Source organism: Nocardia mikamii NBRC 108933 (assembly GCF_001613505.1).
Lineage (GTDB): Bacteria > Actinomycetota > Actinomycetes > Mycobacteriales > Mycobacteriaceae > Nocardia > Nocardia mikamii.
The window spans coordinates 56380-79446 of record NZ_BDCM01000016.1; the positions used below are offsets into that span (position 1 = coordinate 56380).

22 protein-coding genes and 1 pseudogene are annotated in these 23067 nt (G+C 67.4%); 15 read left to right on the forward strand and 8 right to left on the reverse strand.

Going from position 1 to position 23067, the window contains the following annotated elements; genetic code table 11:
- The first annotated feature begins 2 nt into the window (after positions 1-2).
- Together NMI01S_RS26125 and yidC are read left to right on the forward strand one after the other, a co-directional pair.
- A complete protein-coding gene (locus tag NMI01S_RS26125; protein ID WP_063001362.1) occupies positions 3-299 on the forward strand; it encodes a DUF6412 domain-containing protein in 297 nt (98 codons plus the stop codon).
- Positions 300-591: 292 nt separating this feature from the next.
- Positions 592-1245 (forward strand): membrane protein insertase YidC, encoded by a 654-nt coding sequence (yidC, locus tag NMI01S_RS26130; protein WP_063001363.1) that lies wholly within the window; start codon positions 592-594, stop codon positions 1243-1245.
- Here the strand turns inward: yidC and ctaD are convergent.
- Positions 1242-2987, reverse strand: coding sequence for an aa3-type cytochrome oxidase subunit I (gene ctaD / locus NMI01S_RS26135; RefSeq protein WP_084513278.1), 1746 nt, complete (start codon positions 2985-2987; stop codon positions 1242-1244). The two genes, yidC and ctaD, sit on opposite strands and share 4 nt — an antisense overlap.
- A 337-nt stretch (positions 2988-3324) precedes the next feature.
- On the opposite strand from ctaD, the gene NMI01S_RS26140 reads away from it, so the two are divergent.
- Both NMI01S_RS26140 and NMI01S_RS26145 read left to right on the forward strand, forming a co-directional pair.
- The gene (locus NMI01S_RS26140) at positions 3325-5886 is read left to right on the forward strand and encodes an ATP-dependent Clp protease ATP-binding subunit (RefSeq protein ID WP_084513279.1); all 2562 of its coding nucleotides are present in this window, start codon (positions 3325-3327) and stop codon (positions 5884-5886) included.
- 14 nt (positions 5887-5900) lie between these two features.
- Complete coding sequence (locus NMI01S_RS26145) at positions 5901-6311, forward strand: DUF1801 domain-containing protein (RefSeq protein WP_218021118.1); 411 nt, start codon at positions 5901-5903, stop codon at positions 6309-6311.
- A 25-nt stretch (positions 6312-6336) separates the two neighbouring features.
- On the opposite strand, the gene NMI01S_RS26150 is transcribed toward NMI01S_RS26145, so the two are convergent.
- Positions 6337-6615 carry a hypothetical protein gene (locus tag NMI01S_RS26150; RefSeq protein ID WP_063001364.1) on the reverse strand — a complete coding sequence of 93 codons (279 nt, stop codon included), beginning with the start codon at positions 6613-6615 and terminating at the stop codon, positions 6337-6339.
- A 42-nt stretch (positions 6616-6657) separates the two neighbouring features.
- Positions 6658-7374, reverse strand: coding sequence for a TetR/AcrR family transcriptional regulator (locus tag NMI01S_RS26155; protein ID WP_063001365.1), 717 nt, complete (start codon positions 7372-7374; stop codon positions 6658-6660).
- 113 nt (positions 7375-7487) lie between these two features.
- Here NMI01S_RS26155 and NMI01S_RS26160 point away from each other — a divergent pair, with 113 nt between their 5' ends.
- Positions 7488-8258, forward strand: a complete 771-nt coding sequence (locus NMI01S_RS26160) for an SDR family NAD(P)-dependent oxidoreductase (RefSeq protein ID WP_063001366.1) — start codon at positions 7488-7490, stop codon at positions 8256-8258.
- Positions 8259-8362: 104 nt separating this feature from the next.
- On the forward strand, positions 8363-8845 hold the full coding sequence (locus NMI01S_RS26165) for a nuclear transport factor 2 family protein (RefSeq protein WP_030516069.1): 483 nt from the start codon (positions 8363-8365) through the stop codon (positions 8843-8845).
- A gap of 13 nt (positions 8846-8858) precedes the next feature.
- On the opposite strand, the gene NMI01S_RS26170 is transcribed toward NMI01S_RS26165, so the two are convergent.
- Positions 8859-9902, reverse strand: coding sequence for an AraC family transcriptional regulator (locus NMI01S_RS26170; protein ID WP_245717028.1), 1044 nt, complete (start codon positions 9900-9902; stop codon positions 8859-8861).
- A 33-nt stretch (positions 9903-9935) separates the two neighbouring features.
- Between NMI01S_RS26170 and NMI01S_RS26175 the strand changes: the two genes are divergently transcribed.
- Positions 9936-11408: a flavin-containing monooxygenase gene (locus tag NMI01S_RS26175; protein ID WP_063001367.1), complete on the forward strand. Its 1473-nt coding sequence runs from the start codon at positions 9936-9938 to the stop codon at positions 11406-11408.
- Positions 11409-11460: 52 nt separating this feature from the next.
- Here NMI01S_RS26175 and NMI01S_RS26180 read toward each other — a convergent pair whose 3' ends face one another.
- Positions 11461-11883, reverse strand: coding sequence for a PPOX class F420-dependent oxidoreductase (locus tag NMI01S_RS26180; RefSeq protein WP_063001368.1), 423 nt, complete (start codon positions 11881-11883; stop codon positions 11461-11463).
- Positions 11884-12033: 150 nt separating this feature from the next.
- Between NMI01S_RS26180 and NMI01S_RS26185 the strand changes: the two genes are divergently transcribed.
- The 5 genes and pseudogenes from NMI01S_RS26185 to NMI01S_RS26200 all read left to right on the forward strand — a co-directional run bounded on the left by NMI01S_RS26185 (position 12034) and on the right by NMI01S_RS26200 (position 15006).
- Positions 12034-12519, forward strand: a complete 486-nt coding sequence (locus NMI01S_RS26185) for a methylated-DNA--[protein]-cysteine S-methyltransferase (protein WP_063001369.1) — start codon at positions 12034-12036, stop codon at positions 12517-12519.
- A complete protein-coding gene (locus NMI01S_RS26190; RefSeq protein WP_063001370.1) occupies positions 12509-13261 on the forward strand; it encodes a 2OG-Fe(II) oxygenase in 753 nt (250 codons plus the stop codon). The genes NMI01S_RS26185 and NMI01S_RS26190 overlap by 11 nt, the downstream gene beginning before the upstream one ends.
- A gap of 11 nt (positions 13262-13272) precedes the next feature.
- Positions 13273-13545, forward strand: a pseudogene (locus NMI01S_RS36055) (Ada metal-binding domain-containing protein); the annotation flags it as partial.
- Positions 13546-13746: 201 nt separating this feature from the next.
- Entirely contained in the window at positions 13747-14166 is a 420-nt protein-coding gene (locus NMI01S_RS34370; protein ID WP_084513281.1) for a hypothetical protein, read from the forward strand.
- Between the two features lie 174 nt (positions 14167-14340).
- Positions 14341-15006, forward strand: a complete 666-nt coding sequence (locus NMI01S_RS26200) for a VIT1/CCC1 transporter family protein (RefSeq protein WP_369689931.1) — start codon at positions 14341-14343, stop codon at positions 15004-15006.
- Positions 15007-15031: 25 nt separating this feature from the next.
- Here NMI01S_RS26200 and NMI01S_RS35075 read toward each other — a convergent pair whose 3' ends face one another.
- Together NMI01S_RS35075 and NMI01S_RS26205 are read right to left on the reverse strand one after the other, a co-directional pair.
- Positions 15032-15205 (reverse strand): hypothetical protein, encoded by a 174-nt coding sequence (locus NMI01S_RS35075; RefSeq protein WP_156055668.1) that lies wholly within the window; start codon positions 15203-15205, stop codon positions 15032-15034.
- A 118-nt stretch (positions 15206-15323) separates the two neighbouring features.
- Entirely contained in the window at positions 15324-16322 is a 999-nt protein-coding gene (locus tag NMI01S_RS26205) for an acyl-ACP desaturase (protein WP_063001371.1), read from the reverse strand.
- Positions 16323-16539: 217 nt separating this feature from the next.
- Here NMI01S_RS26205 and NMI01S_RS26210 point away from each other — a divergent pair, with 217 nt between their 5' ends.
- Both NMI01S_RS26210 and fadD32 read left to right on the forward strand, forming a co-directional pair.
- On the forward strand, positions 16540-17784 hold the full coding sequence (locus tag NMI01S_RS26210) for a KasA/KasB family beta-ketoacyl-ACP synthase (protein WP_063001372.1): 1245 nt from the start codon (positions 16540-16542) through the stop codon (positions 17782-17784).
- Positions 17785-17879: 95 nt separating this feature from the next.
- Complete coding sequence (fadD32, locus tag NMI01S_RS26215) at positions 17880-19748, forward strand: long-chain-fatty-acid--AMP ligase FadD32 (RefSeq protein WP_063001373.1); 1869 nt, start codon at positions 17880-17882, stop codon at positions 19746-19748.
- Positions 19749-20165: 417 nt separating this feature from the next.
- Here fadD32 and NMI01S_RS26225 read toward each other — a convergent pair whose 3' ends face one another.
- Positions 20166-21332 (reverse strand): thiolase family protein, encoded by a 1167-nt coding sequence (locus tag NMI01S_RS26225; protein WP_063001374.1) that lies wholly within the window; start codon positions 21330-21332, stop codon positions 20166-20168.
- A gap of 209 nt (positions 21333-21541) precedes the next feature.
- On the opposite strand from NMI01S_RS26225, the gene NMI01S_RS26230 reads away from it, so the two are divergent.
- The gene (locus tag NMI01S_RS26230) at positions 21542-23056 is read left to right on the forward strand and encodes a hypothetical protein (protein WP_063001375.1); all 1515 of its coding nucleotides are present in this window, start codon (positions 21542-21544) and stop codon (positions 23054-23056) included.
- Positions 23057-23067: the final 11 nt, after the last annotated feature.

Consider the following 23067-nt stretch of genomic DNA (forward strand, 5'->3'; position numbering starts at 1 on the left):
GCATGGTGATGAGGATCCGTTCGACGGCGCTGATGCTGTGCGCCGTCATGCTGTCCATCGTCGCCGCCACGGTTGTGCCTGCGGGCGAACCGAATTCGCTGCTGGCGGTCGGAGCCGCGGCGATCCTCGCATTGGCGGTGGTCGCGGCCTGTTCCGGCCGGATGCGGCCGGCGCCGGTCGCGGTCCACAGCGGACCTCCCGGCTCCGCGCAGCAGCGGCGACGGGGATCCTTTCTCCGACAGAGCAATCCGGATACGGCGGGCCGGGTGCGGCCCAGGGCACCGGGTCACGGGAGCTGATCGCGCGTCGCCACGCCGGTGCTTTCGCCGGCCGAAGTGAACGCGCGGCCGCTCGGCCGGCCCTGTTCACTCGCCCGTACCTCCACGGGTGCCTCGAAGTGAGGTGATATCCCATGCTCGATTTCGTGTACTACCCGGTCGCCGCCGTTCTCTGGTTGTGGCACACCGGATTCGCCGTTCCGTTCGGCGCCGCGAGCGGCCTGTCCTGGGCCCTGGCGATCGTCATGCTGGTGGTGACGCTGCGCGCCGTCCTGTACAGGCCGTTCCTGCTCAGGTCCGCTTCTCACGCACCATGGCCGTGCTGCAACCGAAGATGCGGCAGTTGCGCGCCGAATGCGGCGACGACCGCGAGCGGCTGGCCGTCGAGACCCGGAAACTGCAGCAGCAGCACAACTTCAACGTGCTCAGCGGTTGCCTGCCGGTGCTCGTGCAGTTGCTGATGTTCCTGGGACTGCTGCACGTGCTGCATTCCTTCGACCGCACCGCGGTCTCGCACGTGCCGTTCCTCGGCAGTTCCACCGCGATGACGGCGGCACAGAACGCCGACACCGCGAATTACGTGTTCGCACCGGAACAGGTGCGCTCGTTCCTGCACGCCGATCTGTTCGGCGCGCCGCTGTCGGCCACGCTCACCTCCACCGATTCGGTCGCCTCGGTGGCCGTGGTGGCGGTCCCGCTGGTGCTGATCGCGGCCGTCGCGACCCACTGCACCGCACGGGCGTCGATCGCCCGCCAGCTCGAGACGACGCCGCAGATGCGGCTGATCAACGCGATGACGCTGTGGCTGTTCCCGCTCGGCACACTGGTCGCCGGACTGGTGATGCCGATCGGCATTCTGGTCTACTTCGCGACCAGCAACACCTGGACCTTCGTGCAGCAGCATGTGGTCCATCGCAGGCTCGGCCCTATGGAACCCCTACCGCCACCGGCGGTCCCGATGATCTAGGTCCGTTCCGGCTCGGCCGCCGCGGTCTCGTGCACGTCCGTATGCGGGGCGCCCCAGCCGATATGCGATTCGGCGCGCAGGCGATCGATCATGTGCGGATAGTGCAACTCGAATGCCGGTCGCTCCGAACGGATCCGGGGTAGTTCGTAGAAGTTGTGCCGCGGCGGCGGGCAGGTCGTGGCCCATTCCAGCGAATTGCCGTACCCCCACGGATCGTCCACCGTGACCACCTCGCCGTAGCGGTAGCTGCGGAACACATTCCAGACGAAGGTGACCATCGAGAAGCCGAGGATGAACGCGCCGATGGTGGAAATGGTGTTGAGCGTGGTGAATCCGTCGGAGGGCAGATAGTCGGCGTAGCGGCGCGGCATCCCCTCCGCCCCCAGCCAGTGCTGTACCAGGAAGGTGGTGTGGAAGCCCAGGAAGGTGGTCCAGAAGTGGATCTTGCCGAGCCGCTCGTCGAGCAGCCGGCCCGTCATCTTCGGGAACCAGAAGTAGATGCCGCCGAACGTCGCGAACACGATGGTTCCGAACAGCACGTAATGGAAGTGCGCGACAACGAAATACGAGTCGGTGACATGGAAGTCCAGCGGCGGGCTGGCCAGGATGACACCCGAGAGGCCACCGAACAGGAAGGTGACCAGGAATCCGAGCGCCCAGAGCATCGGGGTTTCGAAGGTCAGCTGCCCCTTCCACATCGTGCCGATCCAGTTGAAGAACTTCACACCGGTCGGCACGGCGATCATGAAGGTCATGAACGAGAAGTACGGCAGCAGTACCGCTCCGGTGGCGAACATGTGGTGCGCCCACACCGCCACCGACAGCGCCCCGATACTCATCGTCGCGTAGACCAGCGCGGTGTAGCCGAAGACCGGCTTGCGGCTGAACACCGGGAAGATCTCGGTGACGATGCCGAAGAACGGCAGCGCGATGATGTACACCTCGGGATGGCCGAAGTACCAGAACAGATGCTGGTAGAGCAGGTTACCGCCGGTGGCCGGGTCGTAGATGTGGCCACCGAGGTGCCGGTCGACCATCAGGGCCATGAGCGCCGCGGTGAGGATCGGGAAGGCCAGCAGGACCAGCACGCTGGTGACCACGATGTTCCAGGTGAACAGGGGCATCCGGAACAGGGTCATCCCCGGTGCGCGCAGGACGACGACGGTGGTGAGCATGTTGACCCCGCCGAGGATGGTGCCCAGACCGGAGACGGCCAGGCCCATGATCCACAGATCGCAGCCCACCCCGGGGGAGTGCACGATATCCGACAGCGGGGTGTAGGCGGTCCACCCGAAGTCGGCGGCGCCGCCGGGGGTGATGAATCCGGCGGTGGCCATGGAGGCGCCGAGGAGATAGAGCCAGTAGCTGAGCGCGTTCAGCCGCGGGAAGGCCACATCGGGTGCGCCGATCTGCAGCGGCAGGATGCAGTTGGCGAAACCGAACACGATGGGGGTGGCGTAGAACAGCAGCATCAGCGTGCCGTGCATGGTGAACAGCTGGTTGAACTGCTCCGGCGAGAGGAACTGCAGACCCGGGCGCGCGAGCTCGGCGCGCATCAGCAGCGCCATCAGCCCCCCGATGAGGAAGAACGCCATCGAGCTGACGATGTACATGATCCCGAGCAACTTCGGATCGGTCGTCGTGACGATCGACCAGATCTGAGAACCCTTCGGGGCTATCCGCCGGGGATAAGGCCTTACGGCTTCGATCTCGGCGGCGCCGCGAGACGGTGCTGTGGTCACAGTTCCTCCTCGAGCCCAACCATCTTCGAGTGTGGCACCGCGGCAAGATCAACGTGTTCGAATCCCGCCGGACATCGGTGTGCGATCGGTGGTGATCTTCGAGACGCGCCCATGCTCCCATCGATACCCACTGGGCGGCGGAGGGATCGCCGGAAACGTACACGTGGATCGCTGGAAAGTAACGGATGCGTCGGCGGCCTCCACCGAAGGGTGGTCGAGGGTACGGTGGGACCCGACCGTTTCGGAGTGGTTCTGCGAGTGAGTGCGGCGATGCGGACCGTAGCTGTCCGTTCGCTCGCCGCTGCGACGACGAGATTCCGAGATACGAGGTGTGGACATGACCGCTGCTTGGCCCAGTTCGTTCAATTCCTTCGACGACCTCTTCAACCGCTTCTTCGGCCCCGGTATGGCCGCGCAGCCGCCGGTGCAGCGCATCGATCTGGGGCGGCTGCTCAGCGACAGCGCCAAGGAGCTGATCGCGATCGCCCGGTCGGCCGCGCAGGATTGGGGCAATCCGGAGGTCACCGCCGAACATCTGCTCTACGCCGCCACGCAGGTCGAGCCGTCGCGCGGGATCATCGGCCAGCTGGGCCTGGATCCGGACAAGGTCGCCGCGCAGATGCGGGGTGCGGCCGGCAGCGGAGAGGCCACCGCGACCGCGGGCGGTCAGGTGGTGCTCGGGCCCGGCGCCAAACTGGCCCTGCGCACCGCGCAACGCAACGCCGCCGAGGCGGGATCCAGCTACATCGGCCCGGAACATATCCTGCTCGGCATCGCCGACAGTCCGGAAAATCCTGCCGCACAGTCTCTTTCGGGTGCGAAACTGCCGGCCGCCGAGGGGCAGAAGAAGCCCACCGACACTCCGACGCTCGACGAATACGGCCGGGACCTGACCGCCGAGGCCCGCGCGGGCAAGGTCGACCCGGTCGTCGGCCGCGCCGAGGAGATCGAGCAGACTGTGGAAATCCTGTCCCGGCGGCGGAAGAACAATCCGGTGCTCATCGGCGATCCCGGAGTCGGCAAGACCGCGATCGTCGAGGGTCTGGCGCAGCGCATCGTCAACGGCGATGTGCCCAGCACGCTGGCCGATCGGCGGGTGGTGGCCCTCGATGTGGGCTCGCTGGTGGCGGGCAGCAAATATCGCGGCGAATTCGAGGAGCGGCTGACGAAGATTCTCGACGAGGTCCGCGAGCACTCCGACGAACTGGTGTTGTTCATCGACGAGTTGCACACCATCGTGGGCGCCGGTACCGGCGGCGAGGGTTCGATGGACGCCGGCAACCTGCTCAAGCCCGCGCTCGCCCGCGGCGAACTCCATGCCATCGGCGCCACCACCGTCGACGAATACCGGCGCTACATCGAGAAGGACGCCGCCCTGGAGCGCCGCTTCCAGCCGGTGCTGGTTCCCGAACCGTCGGTCGCCGACACCATCGAAATCCTGCGCGGACTCAGCGACGTCTACGAGGAACACCATCAGGTGCGCTACGACGACGAGGCGTTGGTCGCCGCGGCGGAGCTCTCGGACCGCTACATCACCGACCGCTTCATGCCCGACAAGGCGATCGATCTGGTCGACCAGGCCGGTGCCCGGGTCCGATTGCGCACCCGCATGCCGGGCCCGGATCTGCGTGCGGCGCGGGAGGAATTGTCGCGCCTCGAACGGGAGAAGGATGCGGCGGTCGCGGGCGAGGACTACGCCCGCGCGGACGAACTCAAGGGCGAGATCTCCGTCGCCGAGGAGCGGATCGGCCACATCACCGCCGACGAGGTGCCGACGGTCACCCTCGACGACATCGCCGAGGTGGTGTCCAAGCAGACCGGAATTCCGGTGTCGGAGTTGACCGTCGAGGAACGGCAGCGCTTGCTTCGGCTGGAGGACGTGCTGCACAAGCGGGTGATCGGGCAGGACGAGGCGATCGTGGCGGTCGCCGAGGCGGTGCGCCGCGCCCGGGCGGGGATGAAGGATCCGAACCGCCCGATCGGCTCGTTCCTGTTCCTCGGCCCGACGGGTGTGGGCAAGACCGAATTGGCGAAGGCCTTGGCGGAGGCGGTATTCGGCGACGAGGACCGGCTGATCCGATTCGACATGAGCGAATTCCAGGAGAAGCACACGGTGTCCCGGCTGGTCGGCGCACCGCCCGGATATGTGGGCTACGAGGATGCCGCACAGCTCACCGACAAGGTTCGCCGCCAGCCGTATTCGGTGATCCTGTTCGACGAGGTGGAGAAGGCTCATCCGGACGTGTTCAACGTGCTGCTGCAGTTGCTCGACGACGGCCGCGTCACCGACGCCAAGGGCCGCACGGTCGACTTCAAGAACACCATCGTGATCATGACCAGCAATATCGGTTCGGATCTGATTCTGAAGGCCACCTCGGCGGAGCTCGACGCGATCACCCCGCGGCTGATGGAACGGCTGCAACAGCACTTCCGGCCGGAATTCCTCAACCGCATCGACGAGACCATCGTGTTCCACCGGCTCGACCAGGAACAGTTGCGCCGCATCGTCGATCTGGTTCTCGACGGCCCCCGCCGTCGCCTGCGCGCTCAGGGCATCGAGCTCGACGTCACCGACGCGGCACGGGATTGGCTGTCCGAGAACGGATATCAACCCGAATTCGGTGCCCGCCCGCTACGCCGGACGGTACAGAAGCAGCTGGAGAATCAGGTGTCCCGGTTGGTGCTCGGTGGTGAACTGAACCCGGGCGACACCGTGCGCGTGGACGCCGACGAGTCCGGACTGATCGTCGCCGCGGTGGCCGGCTCCGGAGCCGAACGTTCCCTCGACGCCGCCGCGAACGGCCAGAAGCCGAAGGGAAAGAAGGCGAACGGCAAGGCGGAAGCCAAGTCGGAGAACAAATCCGAGAAGAAGTCCGGAGCGAAATCCGGGAAGAGCTGATCCGGGAGAGGCCGGTGGTGAGCTACGGGGCCGACCCGCGCGTCGACGCCTACATCGACGCGCTACCGGCCTGGCAGCGCGACATCTGCCGCGAGGTGCGCGAACTCGTCCACGCCGCCGACCCGCAGGTGACGGAGACCGTAAAGCGCAGGGTACGACCGTATTTCGTGCTCGACGGCAACATCTGCGCGCTGCTGGCGACGAAGACGCACGTCGACGTCTTCCTCTACGACGGTGCGATCGTGCCCGATCCGGCGAGCATCATCACCGGCGGTCACGACAACACGACGGCACGTACCGTGGCGATTCGCGAGGGCGAGAAGGTCAACGCCCCCGCACTGTCGGCGATGCTGCGGCAGATCATCGCGAACAATCGCGCGGGCGGTTGGCGCACGCTGAAACGCGATGCGGCACCGGCAGATTGACCGGGCGGACTGCGGCAGAAGGCGGTCAGTCCGGTACGCGTTCGGCGATCGTGAGCCGGAAGCGGAAGTCGCTCATCGCGCCGTCGACCACGACCACCCAGCCCTCGGCGGTGCGGTAGCGCGTCCGTCGGCGCGGGCTGAGCGGGTGGTGGGGGCGGTAGGTGCGCGAGAGCTCCTCGGCGAGCCGCTCGGCATCGGCCCGATCCGTCCCCGCCGGGTGGATCGAGGACAGCTCCCACTGCCGGTAATCCTTCGAGGCGCCGACTTGTTCTTCCACCAGCACATGCCAATTCCCGGTGTTCATGGACCCATCATGCGGCAGTTCGGTGTGGCCCCGCGGCGACTGTCAGCCCGCCGCGGTCGTGTCCGCCGGGACTTGCGCGTAGACGCCGGCGGTGAGTTCGCGCATACATCTGACCACGAGGGGAGCCGGTCCGCCCGATCGTGTCGCGGTCGGGGATATTTCATCGATTTCGCCGGCCTGTGCCGACGGGTGTGCCGGGCCGTCGTCGTCGGCCCATTGCTCCAGTCCGATCCGGATCGCGCCGGCGGCCGCGGCGGCCAGTGTGCGCAGGCGCAGTGGATCGGTGTCCGGGGACAGTGTCGTCAGCAGGTCCAGCAGGGCGTGCTCGCCGGTGAGGTTGACCCGGAACCAGACCGCGCGCAGGGCCGTATCGCCGGCCATCGCGCGCAACAGGCCGCGGGTGATGTCGAGTTCGTCGCGGTCCACCACGGTCAGGGCGCGGATCGCGGCGGCCTCCAGTTCCGCGACGGTAGGCAACCCGTCCGGTCCGTCGCCGAGGATGTCCAGCCAGCGAGACGCGCCGGCCGACAGCATCGGTTCCACGGCATCCTCTTTGGTACGGCAATAGCGATAGAAGGTGCGCAGGCCGACGCCGGAGGCGGCGGCGATCTGCTCGGCGGTGACCGCCGCGGTGCCACGTTCGGCGAACAGGCGGGCGGCGGTGTGGGCGATCTCCATCCGGGTCGCCGACTTGCGCCGCTGGGCCAGGTTCGGCCGCGTCGACGCGGGGGCGGACGGGACGGTTCTCGACTCGGGCATGAGTCACCTCCTGTCCGCACAGTCTAAGCGCGATTTGTCAGTCTGGCACAACGTGCCACTCAGGCGTAGTGTGTCAATCGAACGAGAAAATCGCAGTTGAGGAGAGTTTCGCAATGGAGCGTTTCGCAGATCGCCGGGTTCTGATCACCGGCGCCGGATCCGGTATCGGCCGCGCCACCGTGCATCGCATCCTGTCCGAGGGCGGCACCGTGGTGGCCGCCGACGTCAGCGAGGCGGGCCTGGCCGAAACCGCGAAACAGGCGGCCGAGAAGGGCAGCGCCGATCGGCTGACCACCGTCACGATCGACATCTCCGACGAGTCCTCGGTGCAGGCCGGGGTCGCCAAGGCCGTGGAAACCCTGGGCGGGCTGGACGCGCTGGTCAACGCCGCCGGCATTCTCCGCTCGGCGCACACCCACGAGATGCCGCTGGCCGACTGGAACCGCATCATCACCACCAACCTCACGGGCACCTTCCTGATGATTCGCGAATCGCTGCCGGCGCTGCTGGACAGCGGCCGCGGCGTCATCGTGAACTTCGCCTCCACCTCCACCTACTTCGCGCACCCGTACATGGCCGCCTATGCCGCGTCGAAGGGCGGCATCATGTCCATGACCCACGCGCTGGCCTCGGAATATTCCAAGCAGAACCTGCGCGCGGTGGCCGTGGCGCCCGGCTCGATCTCGAGCGATATGACCGACGGCCGCGGCCCGGGCCTGCCCGAGGATGCCGATTTCTCGCTGTTCGGCAAGCTGATGCCGATGCTCGGCCAGGGCTTCGCCTCGCCCGACACGGTCGCCGGCGTGGTGGCCATGCTCGCCTCCGACGACGGCGCCTTCATCACCGGCACCGAGGTGCGCATCGACGGCGGCACCCACGCCTGACCCGCCCGAATCGGTCCGGGCCGTCCCGGTCAACGGGAAAGCCCGGACCGAAACAGAAACCTGTTCTATTGTGCTGGCGGGGCCGATACCAGGAGGTGACCGCGATGGATCTGGTTGCGTTGGAAGAGATTCGTGCGTTGAAATACCGCTATCTGCGGACGCTGGATCTGCGGGAGTGGGACGAGTTCGCCGACACCCTCGCCGCGGACGCGGTGGCCGACTACGGCTCGCCCTCGGGCGGTAAACCGCTGCAGTTCGAGGGACGCGACGCCATCGTCGGTTATCTCAGCGGCGCGATGACCGGGACCATGATCACCTCGCACGTCTGCAGTCACCCCGAGATCGCGGTGGACGGCGATTCCGCCTCCGGCAGTTGGTGTCTGGAGGATACGGTCATCGTTCCCGAGCACGGGATCATGATTCGCGGCGCCGCGTACTACCGCGACACCTATCGCCGTGAATCCGACGGCCGCTGGCGCATCACGAAGACCGGCTATCAGCGCAACTACGAGGCGATGATGCCGCTGTCCTCGATCCAGGGATTCACGATCACCGCCAGCCGCTGGGACCCCAGCGTCACGCACTGATCCGGCCGGCCGCTCAGGCCCGGGCGGTGCGCCGGATCGCGGTGGGAGTGCTGTCCCACCAGCGGCGCGCACAGCGGGTCAGGGTCGCCTGTTCCGCGAGGCCGAGCAGTGAGGCGATCTGGCTCATCGGCAGATCCGTCGTGGTCAGATAACGCCGCGCCTCACTGCGGCGCACATCGTCGACGATGGCGGCGAACGTCGTGTGCTCGGCCGCCAGGCGGCGCTGCAGGGTGCGCGGATGGATCGTCAGAAGTCTTGCCACCGAATCGATCTGCGGGGCGGTCGTACCCAGCAGTTGCTGCACGGCCGCCCGCACCCCCGGCACCGTGGAGGCGCCGGTGTCGCCGGCCTGTTCGGCCAGGAACGCCACCGCCAGCCGGCGCAGATTCGCATCGCCGCCCGCGATGGCCCGGCTCGTGAGGTTGCTCGGCAGCCGCAGCATGGCCGCCGGTCGCTCGAAGCGCACCGGGACGCCGAAGAAGCTCTCATAGGTCGCGCGCGAACCCGGCGGGCGGTACGGCAGCTCCACCGAGCGCAACCCGTACGGGCCTTCCACCAGCCGGATCAGTGTGCGGTGCAGGAATCCCAGGCCCAGGTCGGTGCCCTGGACGGGTTGCGGAAATCCTGGTTCGACGCCGTAGCGCAGGGCCGTCACGCCGCGGTCGCCGTAGGGATCCGGTTCGATGGTCAGGCTCAGAGAGCGGGCGTGCACGAACAAGTAGCGCGAGGTGCATTCCAGCGCATCGGCCAGGGTGGGGGAGCTGCGGATGGCCAGCGCGAGCGGTCCCAGCATGCCGAGGTCCTGCCGGGCGGCGATCCGCAGGCCCAGATCGGGACACCGCAGCCGGTCGGCGGCGATCTCCAGCACCAGTGCCATCGCCTCGTCGGAGACCAGCAGGTCGTCGGCGTCGAGGGCGGCGATCGGGTATCCGGCGGCCGCCGCGTATTCCTCCGCATTTCCTCCGAGTTCGGCCACGGTCGCGCGGAAACCGCGTAAACCGGCCGAGCGGATCACCGACATGTCGTCCAGAATCAAATACTTGTCGTGCAAAGTCAAGAATGCAGAGGAAGGAACCAGCACACTGGAACCATGACCGCAGCTGGTGAATATGTCGATGTCGTCATCGTGGGCGCCGGTCTGTCCGGAATCGGCGCCGGTTACCGCGTGCAGACGGAATTGCCCGGGAAGTCCTACGCGATTCTCGAGGCGCGCGAGACGCTCGGCGGCACCTGGGACCTGTTCCGCTACCCCGGCATCCGTTCCGATTCGGATATGTTCACCCTCGGCTACCCGTTCGAGCCCTGGCGCGACGCGAAATCGATCGCCGACGGTCCCTCGATTCTGCGCTACATCACCGAGACCGCCCGCCGCTACGGGATCGACAAGCACATTCGCTACGGCACCAAAGTCGTTGCGGCACATTGGTCGAGCGCCGAATCACGCTGGACGCTGACGCTGCGGCAGGGCGACGCGGAGCGCACCCTGAGCTGCCGCTTCCTTTACTCGTGCTCCGGCTACTACGACTACGACCAGGGGCACGCGCCCGAATTCCCGGGCGTGGAAACGTTTTCCGGCACCATGGTGCATCCGCAGTTCTGGCCGGAGGATCTCGACTACGCCGGAAAGAAGGTGGTGGTCATCGGCAGCGGCGCCACCGCCGTGACGCTGGTTCCGGCGATGGCCGAACAGGCCGAGCTGGTGACCATGCTGCAGCGTTCGCCGACCTGGATCTCCGCGGTCCCCGGCCGGGACAAGCAGGCCGACAAGATTCGGGAACTGCTGCCGGCGGGCTTGGCGCACCGGGTGATCCGCACCAAGAACATCCTGTTCAACGTCGGTTTCTATCAGTACTGCCGGCGTCGCCCGCAGTCCGCGCGCAAGCTGCTGACCGGGCTGACCACTCGCATTCTCAAGGACGAGAAACTGGTCGCCGAACACTTCACCCCGGAGTACAACCCGTGGGATCAGCGGCTGTGCGCGGTACCGGACGCCGACTTCTTCAAGGCGATGCGCAAGGGCAAGGCCGAGGTGGTCACCGATCACATCGACACCTTCGTGCCCGAGGGGATCCGCCTGAAGTCGGGCCGGGTGCTGCCCGCCGACATCGTCATCTCGGCGACCGGTCTGAAGCTGCTCGCCTTCGGCGGCATCACGCTGGAGGTCGACGGTGAGCCGGTTAACCTGTCCGACCGGTTCGTCTGGCAGGGAACGATGCTCACCGGCGTCCCCAACTTCGCGGTCTGTATCGGCTACACGAACGCGTCCTGGACGCTGCGCGCCGACCTGACCTCACGGCTGGTGTGCAGGGTGATCGCCCATATGGACCGGCGCGGATACGAGGCGGTGGTGCCACAGCCGCAGGCCGAGCTTACCGAACATCCGCTGCTCGACCTCGCCTCGGGCTATATCCAGCGGTCCATCGGCGACTTCCCGCGGCAGGGCGACCGGCATCCGTGGAAGGTGCGCCAGAACTACCTGCTGGATTCGGCCACCACCATGCGCACGAATCTGGACAAGACCCTGCAGCCGGTCCGGCGCACAGCGGTGCTGTCGAACGCCTGAACGCAGCGCCGGCCCGTGCGCGCCGCCGGCCCGGGCAGGCGCGCTGATCCGCTCAGTTCGTCCAGGGACCGATCCCGCCGATCCGGTCGATCCGGATGCGGGTCAGCAGGCCCGGCGGTGCGTCGGCGGGCGGGAATTTCGATGTGGGCGAGGACAATACCGCGGCCAATTCCCGCAACAACTCCGGCGCGCCGCCCTCGACGATGCGCGCGGTGCCGGTGACCGAGAGGTACGGCCGCATGAGTTCACTGGGCTGGTCGGACACGATGGTCAGCGCCACCCGCGGGTCGCGGCGCACGTTGCGCACCTTCAGATACTCGCCGAGGTGTGCGCTGACCAGCTCGTCGCCGTCGGGTGTGGACTGCAACGCCACCCACACGACGGAGACCTGCGGGCTGCCGTCGGCGTTCAGGGTGACCAGGGTCGCGTTGGCGCCGGCGCCGACGAATTCGCGCGCGGAATCGGGAAGTCGCATCTCCGCTCCGACGCCTGCGCGAACCGTTTCATTCCCGCCATACCCGCAGGCGCCGCGCGGCCGGGACGCGATGTCTGATTTCCGCCGGTATTCGCTCCGGGGCTCCGGCAGATTGGGGAGCGTACGGATCGAATACCGAAAGGATCAGCAATGACGGTCTACACGACGACGGCGAGTCCGCTCGGTGAGCTGATGCTCGTCGGCGAGCCGCGCCCGGGTGGTGTCGCCCTCACCGCCCTGTCCATCGCGGGCGGGAAAGGTGGTGTAGCGCAACCTGATCGGATCGAGGATCGCGCACCGTTCGCCTCGGTGATCGACCAGCTCGACGGCTACTTCGCCGGGCAGCGCACTCGTTTCGAACTCGACTACGCAGTCGAGGGCAGTGAGTTCCGGCGTCGGGTGTGGCAGGCGCTCGACGACATCCCCTACGGCCGCACGGTGACCTACGGCGACATCGCCGCCCGGGTCGGTGCGCCGCGGGCGGCGGTGCGGGCCGTCGGGGCCGCGATCGGCGCCAATCCGGTTCTGATCGTGCGGCCCTGCCATCGGGTGATCGGCGCGAACGGCCGCCTGACCGGCTATGCGGGCGGGATCGACCGCAAGCGGCAACTGCTGGAGCTCGAACATGCCGCGTGAAACGTGCCCGGCGCCGACCGGTGCGGAGCTCACCGCGACGCCGTTCGGCGCCCGGGTGCAGGCGCAGGACTGGACGCGGATAGCGGACGAACTCGACGAGCACGGATACGCGCTCAGCGGATGCCTGCTGAGCGCCGAGGAGTGCCGTGCGCTCGCGAAGCTGTACACCGAGGACGACCGCTTCCGCTCCACCATCGAGATGTCGCGCCACCGTTTCGGGTCCGGCGAGTACCGGTACTTCACCCACGATCTGCCCGCGGTGGTGTCCGAGTTGCGTGCCGCGCTGTATCCGAAACTGTTACCCATCGCGCGGAACTGGGCGCAACGACTGGGCCGTCCCGGTTCGTGGCCGGACCGCCTCGACGACTGGATCTCCCAGTGTCACCGGGCCGGGCAGAATCGCTCGGCGCAGATCCTGCTGCGTTACGGACCCGGCGATTGGAACGCGCTCCATCGAGACCTCTTCGGTGACATGATCTTTCCGCTGCAGGTGGTGATCGGACTGGATGCCGCCGGCTCGGATTACACCGGCGGCGAATTCCTGATGGTCGAACAACGCCCGCGCGCCCAATCCCGCGGCGCGGCAGTCGCTCTGCCGCAGGGGCACGGGCTGGTCTTCACCACCCGGGAACGCCCCGTACGGTCCACGCGCGGCTGGTCGGCCGCGCCCATGCGTCACGGCGTGAGCGTGGTGCGCAGCGGGCATCGCCATACTCTGGGCCTGGTTTTCCACGATGCGTGAGGACCGCGGCGATGGGTGGTGAGGACGGTATCGCGGCGCGGGATTACGTACTGCTCGACTCGGACGCCGTGCCGTACCGCAGCCCGACCGCGGGCACAGTCGGCGGTCATCGGCGTCAGCGCATCTACGGACGGCTGGACTGCCCGGCGGCACTGCGCGCCCTGCGTCGCGGCAATTACGCCGCATACCGGGTGTTCTTCGCCGACGAGGCCACCGCCGTCGCCGCCGGATACCGACCGTGCGCGCGGTGTCTGCCGGAGGCGTACCGGCGCTGGAAGTCCGGCCGTTCAGATGCTGCGCTGCCGCCGCCGGATCGGCGGCCGGGGCGGACCGATGTGCCGGTGCACCAACTGCAGGGCGGCCAGCAGGATCAGCGAGAATCCGGTGGACAGATAGTCCTCGGTCAGCACGCCGAGGACCGCCAGGCCGCCGAAGACCGGTAGTTCCAGCCACGAGCACCAGGCCAGTAGTCGTAGCCGGGAGGCGTGGGAATCGAGCCAGGCCAGTCCGTCGTCGACGATGTCGGCGGCCGTGTCGAACTCGACCAACCCGTCGCCCACCTGCACGAACCGATGTACCGCCTGCTCGCGACTGATCCGCCCCAGCCACACCTCGTCGATGAGCCGCTTACCTTCGACCGCAACTTCCGTGACGACCGCGTCCATTCTGCGCCAGTCCCTTTCCAGTTGGTCTCACAAAGTGTAAGCGGCGAGAGCCGCAATCACCCCGCAATCCGGCCCTCCCAACGCTGGATGGCGCGACACGGGCGGGACGGGACCGTGCGGGTGCCATGGCCGATCGACGCGAATCGGACAGTGCGGCAGCTCACATCGGTCTCGGGCGACGGCGGTACCGAAAGTCTTGGCGACGAACGGAATTCGGTACCGCCGACGTCGATCGAGTGAGCGTTCCCGCTTTTCGAAATAAGGTATGGAATACCTTCCTGTGCAATGGTTTACCTAAATTCGGGCAGCCTTTCTTTGCTGGCGGAGAAAAGGCGGGCGAGTTATTTTTGTCCGGTGCAAGCAGATACGGCGGTAATCGAGAGTGTGGTCCGGCCGGAAACTCACGGTCCGGGTTTGTCGGTGCGACTGAATTGGCTGCGAGCCGGGGTGCTGGGTGCCAACGACGGAATCGTCTCCGTCGCAGGGATTGTCGTGGGTGTGGCGGCGGCCACCACGTCGACGTCGGCGATCGTCACCGCGGGCGTCGCCGGACTCGCCGCGGGCGCGGTGTCGATGGCGCTGGGGGAGTACGTGTCGGTGAGCACCCAGCGCGACAGCGAGCGCGCGGTGCTGGCCGTGGAACGGCGCGAACTCGCCGAGGACCCGGCGGGTGAACTCGCCGAACTGGCCGCCATCTACGAGGGCAAGGGGCTGACGCCGGCCACCGCGTGGAAGGTCGCCGAGGAGTTGACGGCCAAGGACGCGTTCGCCGCGCACGCCGAGGCCGAATTGGGAATCGACCCGAGCGAGCTGACCAACCCGTGGCATGCCGCGCTGTCGTCGGCGACGGCGTTCACCGTCGGCGCCCTGCTGCCGCTGCTGGCCATGCTGGTACCTGCCGCGATCCGGGTTCCGGTCACCGCGGCGGCGGTTCTGGTGGCCTTGGCCGCGACCGGCGCCGTCGGTGCCCGTCTGGGGCAGGCGCCGGTGCGGCGCGCGACGATTCGCGTGCTGGCGGGCGGTGCGCTGGCGATGGCGACGACCTACGCGGTCGGCCATCTGGTCGGTATCGCGGTCTAGCGGGCGGTCGGCGAGTCGGGCGAAATCAGCGGTTCCGGAACCGGTTTCCCACGCGCAGCCGGTCCATGACCGCGCGCATCTTGGCTTGCCGGTGCGGATCGCCGATCCGGAATTCGACGTGCACGACGGGATGGGATGCGTCGATCAGCGCCACGGTTTCGCGGTCCGTGGAGTGAGCAGCGCGGGGTGAAGCGGTCATAACTCCCAGTGTGCACCCGCGGCTATTTTCTGGCAATGTGTTCTGCCGCTCTGTCGCTATCGAAACCCAATCGAAATGCTCGGGGATGCAGTCGCTTACACCGCCGCCCCGCCGCCGCTCACGACCGGGAGCCCACCAGGTCTCGTTTGCGGGCATCCCGGGCCAGCGCCCGGTCACGCTGTTCTTCGAAACGCGCACAATCGTTTCGCAGTTTCTCCAGGAATTCCCCGAGGGTATTGCGCGCCCGGTCGCCGCGTGCGGTGAAATCGTTGCGATCGAACACATTCCACTTGCGCAACACCGGCATCACCACTTCCTCCAAATGCTGGCGGAGGTCGTAGATTCCGTGCTTGGCCATCAGCACGCCGTTGCGCCGCCAATCCGGCATCCCGGCGCCCGGCATCTGGAAATTGCACACGATATCGGTAATCGCTTCCAGCGCCTGGTCGGGCGCCAGATCCAAAGCCGCCGCGCACAAATTGCGGTAGAAGATCATGTGCAGGTTCTCGTCCGCGGAGACGCGCGCCAGCATGCGGTCGGCGACCGGATCCTCGCAGACCTTCCCGGTGTTGCGGTGCGACACCCGGGTCGCCAGTTCCTGGAACGTCACGTACGCGACCGAGTGCAGGAATCCGGTGTCGGCCCGGTCGACCACGGCGGCCTTGCCGCTCTCGCGCACGAGTTTCATCGCGTCGTAGCCGTTGGTCATGTGGACCATCCGGGCCTGTTCCAGGGCCACGGGGTCGACCGCGCGGGTGACGACCAGGTAGTCGCGAATCACGATGCCGTGCCGGTTCTCCTCGGCCGTCCACCGGCCCACCCAGGTGCCCCAGGCGCCGTCGGCGGAGAAGTTCTCGGCGATCTCGCGATGGTAGGACGGCAGATTGTCCTCGGTGAGCAGATTCGTGACCATCGCGGCGCGGGCGACCTCGCTCAGGCGTGACTGGGCGGGGTCCCAATCGGTTCCGCCGAGGGCGGCGAAATTGCGTCCCGCATCCCACGGGACGTAGTCGTGCGGATGCCACGTCTTCGCCATCGACAGATGCCGATGCACGTTGCTCTCCGCCACGGGCTCGAGTTCCAGCAGCAACTCGAGTTGGGTGAGATTCCTGACCACGGTGTTGCCCTTCCTCGTTGTGGATCGCCGTGCGGCGCTGCGGGAAGAAACCGGTACAGTGCAGTCACGACCGGGTCGCCGGGTGGCACTGAGGGCTACGCCGGTCGTGTTCGCCTCGCTAATGTAGCCGCTCCACCGCCACCGTTGTCGCTCCAGCTTGTATTCGCCGCAGTGTTGCCCCTGTTTCGCAGTGTCGCCTGTCGAAAGTGAGCCGAGAATGACGGTTTCCAGCCGTACGCGCTACCGCGACGTCGTCGTCACCAGCCTGGCCGCGACCACGTCCATCGCCGGTGATGTCGATTCCACGTGGAAGGGACTGTTGAACGGTGAGAGCGGAATCGACGTACTCGACGACGGTTTCATCGACCAGTTCGAACTTCCGGTTCGCATCGGCGGTCACCTCAAGGTCGTTCCGTCCACCGTACTGAGCCGCGAGGAGACCCGCCGGCTGTCCTACGTCGAGCAGATGGCGCTGGTGCTGGGGCGCGAGGTATGGCGCAACGCCGGTGCGCCCGAGGTCGATCCGGAGCGGCTCGGCGTCTCCATCGGCACCGGGCTGGGCGGTGCGGAAGCGCTCATCGACGTCAAGGACAAGATGGCCAACGGCGGATATCGCCGGGTCAGCCCGCTCGCGGTGCAGATGATCATGCCCAACGGCGCGGCCGCGGTGGTCGGGCTGGAATTGGGTGCCAAAGCCGGTATCGCGACACCCGTTTCGGCGTGCTCGTCGGGGTCGGAGGCCATCGCCAACGCGTGGAAGATGATCGTGATGGGCGATGCCGATGTGGTGGTCACCGGCGGCGTGGAGGGGTCGATCCAGGCGGTGGCGATCGCCGCCTTCACCATGATGCGCGCGATGAGCACGCGCAACGACGATCCGAAACGCGCCTCGCGTCCGTTCGACACCGATCGCGACGGGTTCGTCTTCGGTGAGGCCGGCGCGATGATGGTGCTCGAATCCGAGGAACACGCCCGGGCCCGCGGCGCCACCGTGCACGCCCGCCTGCTCGGCGCCGGTCTCACCTCCGACGGTTTCCACCTGGTGGCACCGGATCCGGACGGTAAGGGCGCGGCACGGGCCATCACCCGCGCGTTGCAGACCGCCGGATTGTCGAAAACCGATGTGGCACATGTGAACGCGCATGCCACGGCGACGCCGATCGGCGATACCGCGGAGGCCCGTGCCATCGCCGCGGCGGTCGGTAGCCACGCCTCGGTCTACGCGCCGAAATCGGCGCTGGGACATTCCATCGGCGCCGTCGGGGCGCTGGAATCGGTGCTCACGGTGCTGTCGATCCGCGACAGCCTCGTCCCGCCCACGCTCAACCTGGAAAACCAGGATCCGGAGGTCGATCTGGACATCGTCAAGGGCCAGGCCCGGCCCGGGCGGATCGACTACGCGGTCAACAATTCCTTCGGATTCGGCGGCCACAACGTGTCGTTGACCTTCGGTCGGTACTGAGTTGCCCGGCCGGAGCCCCGCCGAGGGCAGGCTCCGGGCTTTCGTTCCTGCGTGACTGTTCGTGCGTGCCGTACGTGCGTGAAAAGGATGAGGGAATGATCGGCGAGACCTTCGATGACTATCTGGACGAAGACGGCAATATCACCATCCTGGGCGATGCGACCCTGATCGATTTCGTCGACAAGCACAGTGCGGCGAACGGGGACGAGCTGGCCTACCGCTACATCGACTATTCGCGCGAGCGCGACGGTGAGTACCACGAGCTCACCTGGCGCCAGTTCGGTGCGCGGTTGCGGGCGGTGGCGGCCCGGTTGCAGCAGGTGACCCGGCCGCGGGACCGGGTGGCCGTGCTGGCTCCGCAGGGTCTGGACTACGTGGTGGCGATGTTCGCGGCGGTGTACGCGGGCAATATCGCTGTGCCGCTGTTCGACCCGGAGGAACCAGGACACACCGACCGGCTGCACGCCGTCCTCGGCGACTGCCGGCCGACCGCGATTCTGACCGCGAGTTCCGCGGCGGGCGGGGTCCGGGAATTCTTCCGCGGTATGCTGGCGAGCCAGCGTCCGCGCATCATCGCGGTCGACGCGATACCCGACAGCGTCGGCGCGGGCTGGACCCAACCGGACATCACCATCGACAGCGTCGCGTATCTGCAGTACACCTCCGGCTCCACTCGCACGCCCGCCGGTGTGGAGATCACGCACCGCTCGGTCGGCACCAATCTGCTGCAGATGATCGACGCGCTCGGAATCGACGAAACCGCCCGCGGCGTCACCTGGTTGCCGCTGTTCCACGATATGGGCCTGCTGTGTGTGATCCTGCCGGCGATCGGCGGCAAGTTCATCACCATCATGTCGCCGAGCGCGTTCGTCCGGCGGCCCTATCGCTGGATCAAGGAGCTGGCCGCGGCCTCCGACGGCGCCGCGACCTATGCCGCCGCACCGAATTTCGCGTTCGAGCACGCCGCCGCGCGGGGGCGGCCGAAGGCGGGGGAGCACCTCGATCTGTCGAATGTGATCGGTCTGATCAACGGCAGTGAGCCGGTGTCGGTGTCGTCGATGGCGAAATTCAACGATGCCTTCATGCCCTACGGATTGCCGAAGACGGCGATCAAACCGTGTTACGGGATGGCGGAGGCCACTCTGTTCGTATCGGCCACCCGGCGCGAGGACGCCGCGCGGGTCGTCCACGCCGACCGCACCCGGCTCAACGCCGGGCATCTGGTCGAGGTCGACCCGAATGCGGAAAACGCCGTGGCCCAGGTGTCCTGCGGATATGTGGCGCGCTCGCAGTGGGCGGTGATCGTGGACGACAACGGCGCCGAACTGCCGGACGGCCGGGTCGGGGAGATCTGGTTGCACGGGGAGAATATGGGCATCGGCTACTGGGGCCGTCCCGAGGAGACCGAGGCGACCTTCCACAACCGGCTCAGCGCCCGGCAGGCTGCCGGCAGCCACGCCGAAGGTACTGCGCCGCAGGCATATTGGATGAGCACCGGGGACTACGGCGTGTATCACGACGGCGAGTTGTACATCACCGGCCGCGTCAAGGATCTGGTGATCGTCGACGGGCGCAACCACTATCCGCAGGATCTGGAGATGTCGGCACAGGAGTCGTCGACCGCACTGCGGCCGGGTTTCGTGGCCGCCTTCTCGGTACGCGGGGACGAGCTGCCCGCCGACCTCGCCGCCTCCGGGGCGGGAGGCGAACACCTGGTGATCGTGGCCGAACGGCGAAGTGGCGCAGCCAAACTCGACGCGGGTCCGGTGGCCGAGGTGGTGCGGGCGGCGATTTCGGCGCGCCACGGGGTGACGGTGCGCGAACTGCTCCTGGTGCCGGCCGGGTCGATTCCGCGCACGTCGAGCGGCAAGATCGCCCGACGCGCTTGTAAGGCCGCGTATCTGACGGGAACCCTGCGTGGCGGCCACCGCCAGCAGGCGTTCCCGGATGTCTCCGACGAGTAGCCGAGGCGGATCGGGGCGAGCGGATTAGGTGAGGCAATCCTCGTGTGCCCGTTGAGATGTCCTCTGGGCACCGGATTGTCCGGTACTTGTCCGTCGGCAGCGGCCCACTATGGAGTTACCGTGTAGCTACATCAACATGTAGAACCGGATATGGGGCAATGTCATGGAGTTGTCTACCGATTATCTCATTGTGGTGATGGCACATTCGGCGCCCACCCGGCCGTTGACCGTGGAACGTGCACACCAGGTGATGCAGTTGCACACCGATTGTTCGACCGACGGCTGTGGCATCAAGCAGGCGGCGTTCGACGCGCTGGTAACCGCCGGGCATATTGTGCCCGACAGCTGCCGGCACCGCGGGTAGCGTGCGTCGGTCGGCGTCGGGGACGCCGACCGGCACACGTGATCCGATCGGCCTCAGAGTCGTTCGATGACGGTGGCGTTGGCGAGACCACCGGCCTCGCACATCGTCATCAGGCCGTAGCGGCCGCCCGATTGTTCGAGGTGGTTGACGAGCGTCGCGAGGATGCGGACACCGGAGGCGCCGAGCGGATGCCCCAGCGCGATGGCGCCGCCGCGAGGGTTCAGCTTGGCCGGGTCGGCGTTCAGCTCGCGGGCCCACACCAGCGGAACCGGCGCGAAGGCCTCGTTCACCTCGTAGGCGTCGATGTCGTCGATCGACAGTCCGCCGCGGGCCAGCACCTTCTCGGTCGCGGGGATGACCGCGGTCAGCATCAGGAGCGGGTCGTCGCCGGTGACGGCGAAGGAGTGGAAGCGGGCGCGCGGGCGCAGGCCGAGGGCGGCGGCCTTCTCCTCGCTCATGATCAGTGCCGCGGAAGCGCCGTCGGTGAGCGGGGAGGAGTTGCCCGGCGTGATGGACCACTCGATCTCCGGGAAGCGGGCCAGGTACCGGTCGTCGGCGAAGGCGGGACGCAGACCGGCCAGCCCCTCGACGGTGGTGGTCGGGCGAATGGTCTCGTCGGCCTGCAAGTCTCCGGCCGCGACGATCTCGCGATCGAATCCGCCCGCCGCGGCGGTTTCGGCGGCCAGCCGATGCGACCGAGCCGCGAATTCGTCCAGGGCGGCGCGGTCGAACTTCCAGCGGGCGGCGATCACCTCGGCCGAAATACCCTGCTGCACAAGGCCTTCGGGGTAGCGGTGGGCGATCGGGCCGCGATTGGCATCAGCGCCCTGGCCGTTGGAGAACATCGGTACCCGCGACATCGACTCCACGCCGCAGGCGATGGCGATGTCGTAGGCGCCGGCGATCACGCCCTGCGCGGCGAAGTGCGCGGCCTGCTGGCTGGAGCCGCACTGGCGGTCCACGGTGGTGGCGGGAACGGACTCCGGGAATCCGGCCGCGAGCACCGCCGTGCGGGCGATGTTGAACGCCTGTTCCCCGCTCTGTGTCACACAGCCGGCGATCACGTCGTCGACCAGCGCCGGATCCAGGTCGTTCCGTGCGACCAGGTCGGACAGCACTCCGGCCAGGAGGGTGGCCGGGTGGACCTGGGACAGGCCGCCACCGGTTTTTCCCTTACCGGACGGGGTCCGGACGACGTCGACGACGACTGCCGTGGTCATAGCCACTCCGATCGATCAAGTTACTCGAGGTTCTTCTATAAGTTAACACCGATTCGCTTCTTTTCCGAGAGTGGGCCCGGTTTGCCGGCGCTCTGCGGCGCGGCTCGCGGACGTCGTCGGCTGCTGCGCGGTGCCCGGATGTGGCAGACTCGGCACGGCACGATGCGGCCGGTCGACGACCGTATGCGGAAGGTGATGCGGGAGTTGGGATGGCGAGTGCGCTGAGCGCGATCGAACAGCAGGTGGCCGACCACAGACGGGCCGCCGCCCAGGAACGATCGGCCGAGGCCGAACTGCGCCTGGCGACGTCGCTGTGCGAGTTGGCCAGGGCCTGCCTGGACACCAAGGCCGAGGGCGCCGACCGCGACCGCGCGCCCGCCGCGCTGGAACCCGCCCAGGAGGCGGTGCTGATCCGGCTGCACTGGCTGACCGCCGGTCATGTGACCGCGCAATTCGCCGGGCAGGTCACCGAGGCGTTGCGACTGTTCGAACAGGCCGCCCGCACGATCGGCCATCGGGAACTGGCCACCTCGACCATCCGCCAGGCCTGCGACGCGTATCACCAAGTGGCACAGAACTATCCGATGGCGGCGGGAGTGTGCGCCGACGGTCTGTCCAAATGCGGGGTGTGGCTGTGCCGGCTGGATCCGGAGTCGGCGGTGGCGGCCAGTGCCGAGGCGGTGCGCATCCGCGCGGGCCTGTTCGCCGCCAATCCCGATCAGGCCGGGCGCTATTTGGCCAGCCTGAACATGCTGCTGCGCACGCTGATGATCGGTCGCGGCCGCAAACAGGCGCTGGCGACGTATCGCGAACGGTATTCCGCGTGGACCACGCCGGAGATGACGACCCGGCTGCGGGAGACCTCGATCGACGAACTCGAGTTCACCAGCAAAACCCATGCCGCCCTGGTGAAATTGGAATGTCCGACGCTCGAGCGGGCCGGATATCTCACCCAGCAGCAGATCCTTTACCAGACCGCCGGTGATCTGACCACGATCGAGGAGATCAACTGGAAGCTCGGGCTGGTCGGGCTCAAACCCCTCGCCGCCGGTGCGCTGGCGGACCCGCCGTCCAAGCCGATGGAGATCGCCACCTCCTACGGTGCGTTGAGTGTGCGCTGCGCCGCCGCCGACGCCGTGGCCCTGGTGCGCGCGGCCGTCATCGAGGCCTACGCCGCCGACGGCGCGCATCCGGTGGACAGCAGCGCCTTCGCCGGAGTCGGCGAAACCCATTGGCATATGCCCGATCCCGCCCTCAATGCCGCCGCGAACCTCGGTGACGACGTGGTGCTGCTGCAGCGCGCGGGCAGCTGGGTGCATGTGCTCAGCCTGTTCTGGGAACTCGCTCCCACCGGTAAAAATCCTCTGGCACTGCGGCTTTCGCGGCAGTGGCCGGTGCTCGCGGTCAATACCATCGAGAATCTGACCTACGAATTGTGCTGGTATGCCGACGGTGCCGCCCGGCAGTTCGCCGCACTCGGGCGACCGGCCGGTCAGGAGCCGCTGGACGAACCACTGGCGCCGTTGGATTTCGCGATGCTCGCCGACTACGGCGCCGACTACGCCTCCGAAACCCAGGTTCGCGCGGCGTTCGGCAACTCCGGCATGTTCGCCAAACTGACCAACCTGCCCGCCAGTGGTATCCGGCAGGCCGGCCAAGCGCGTGCCCTGGCCGACTACGGCGATCAGATCCTGTTCTTCCGCGGCGGCGCACCGCAGAGTTGAACCGCCGCGCG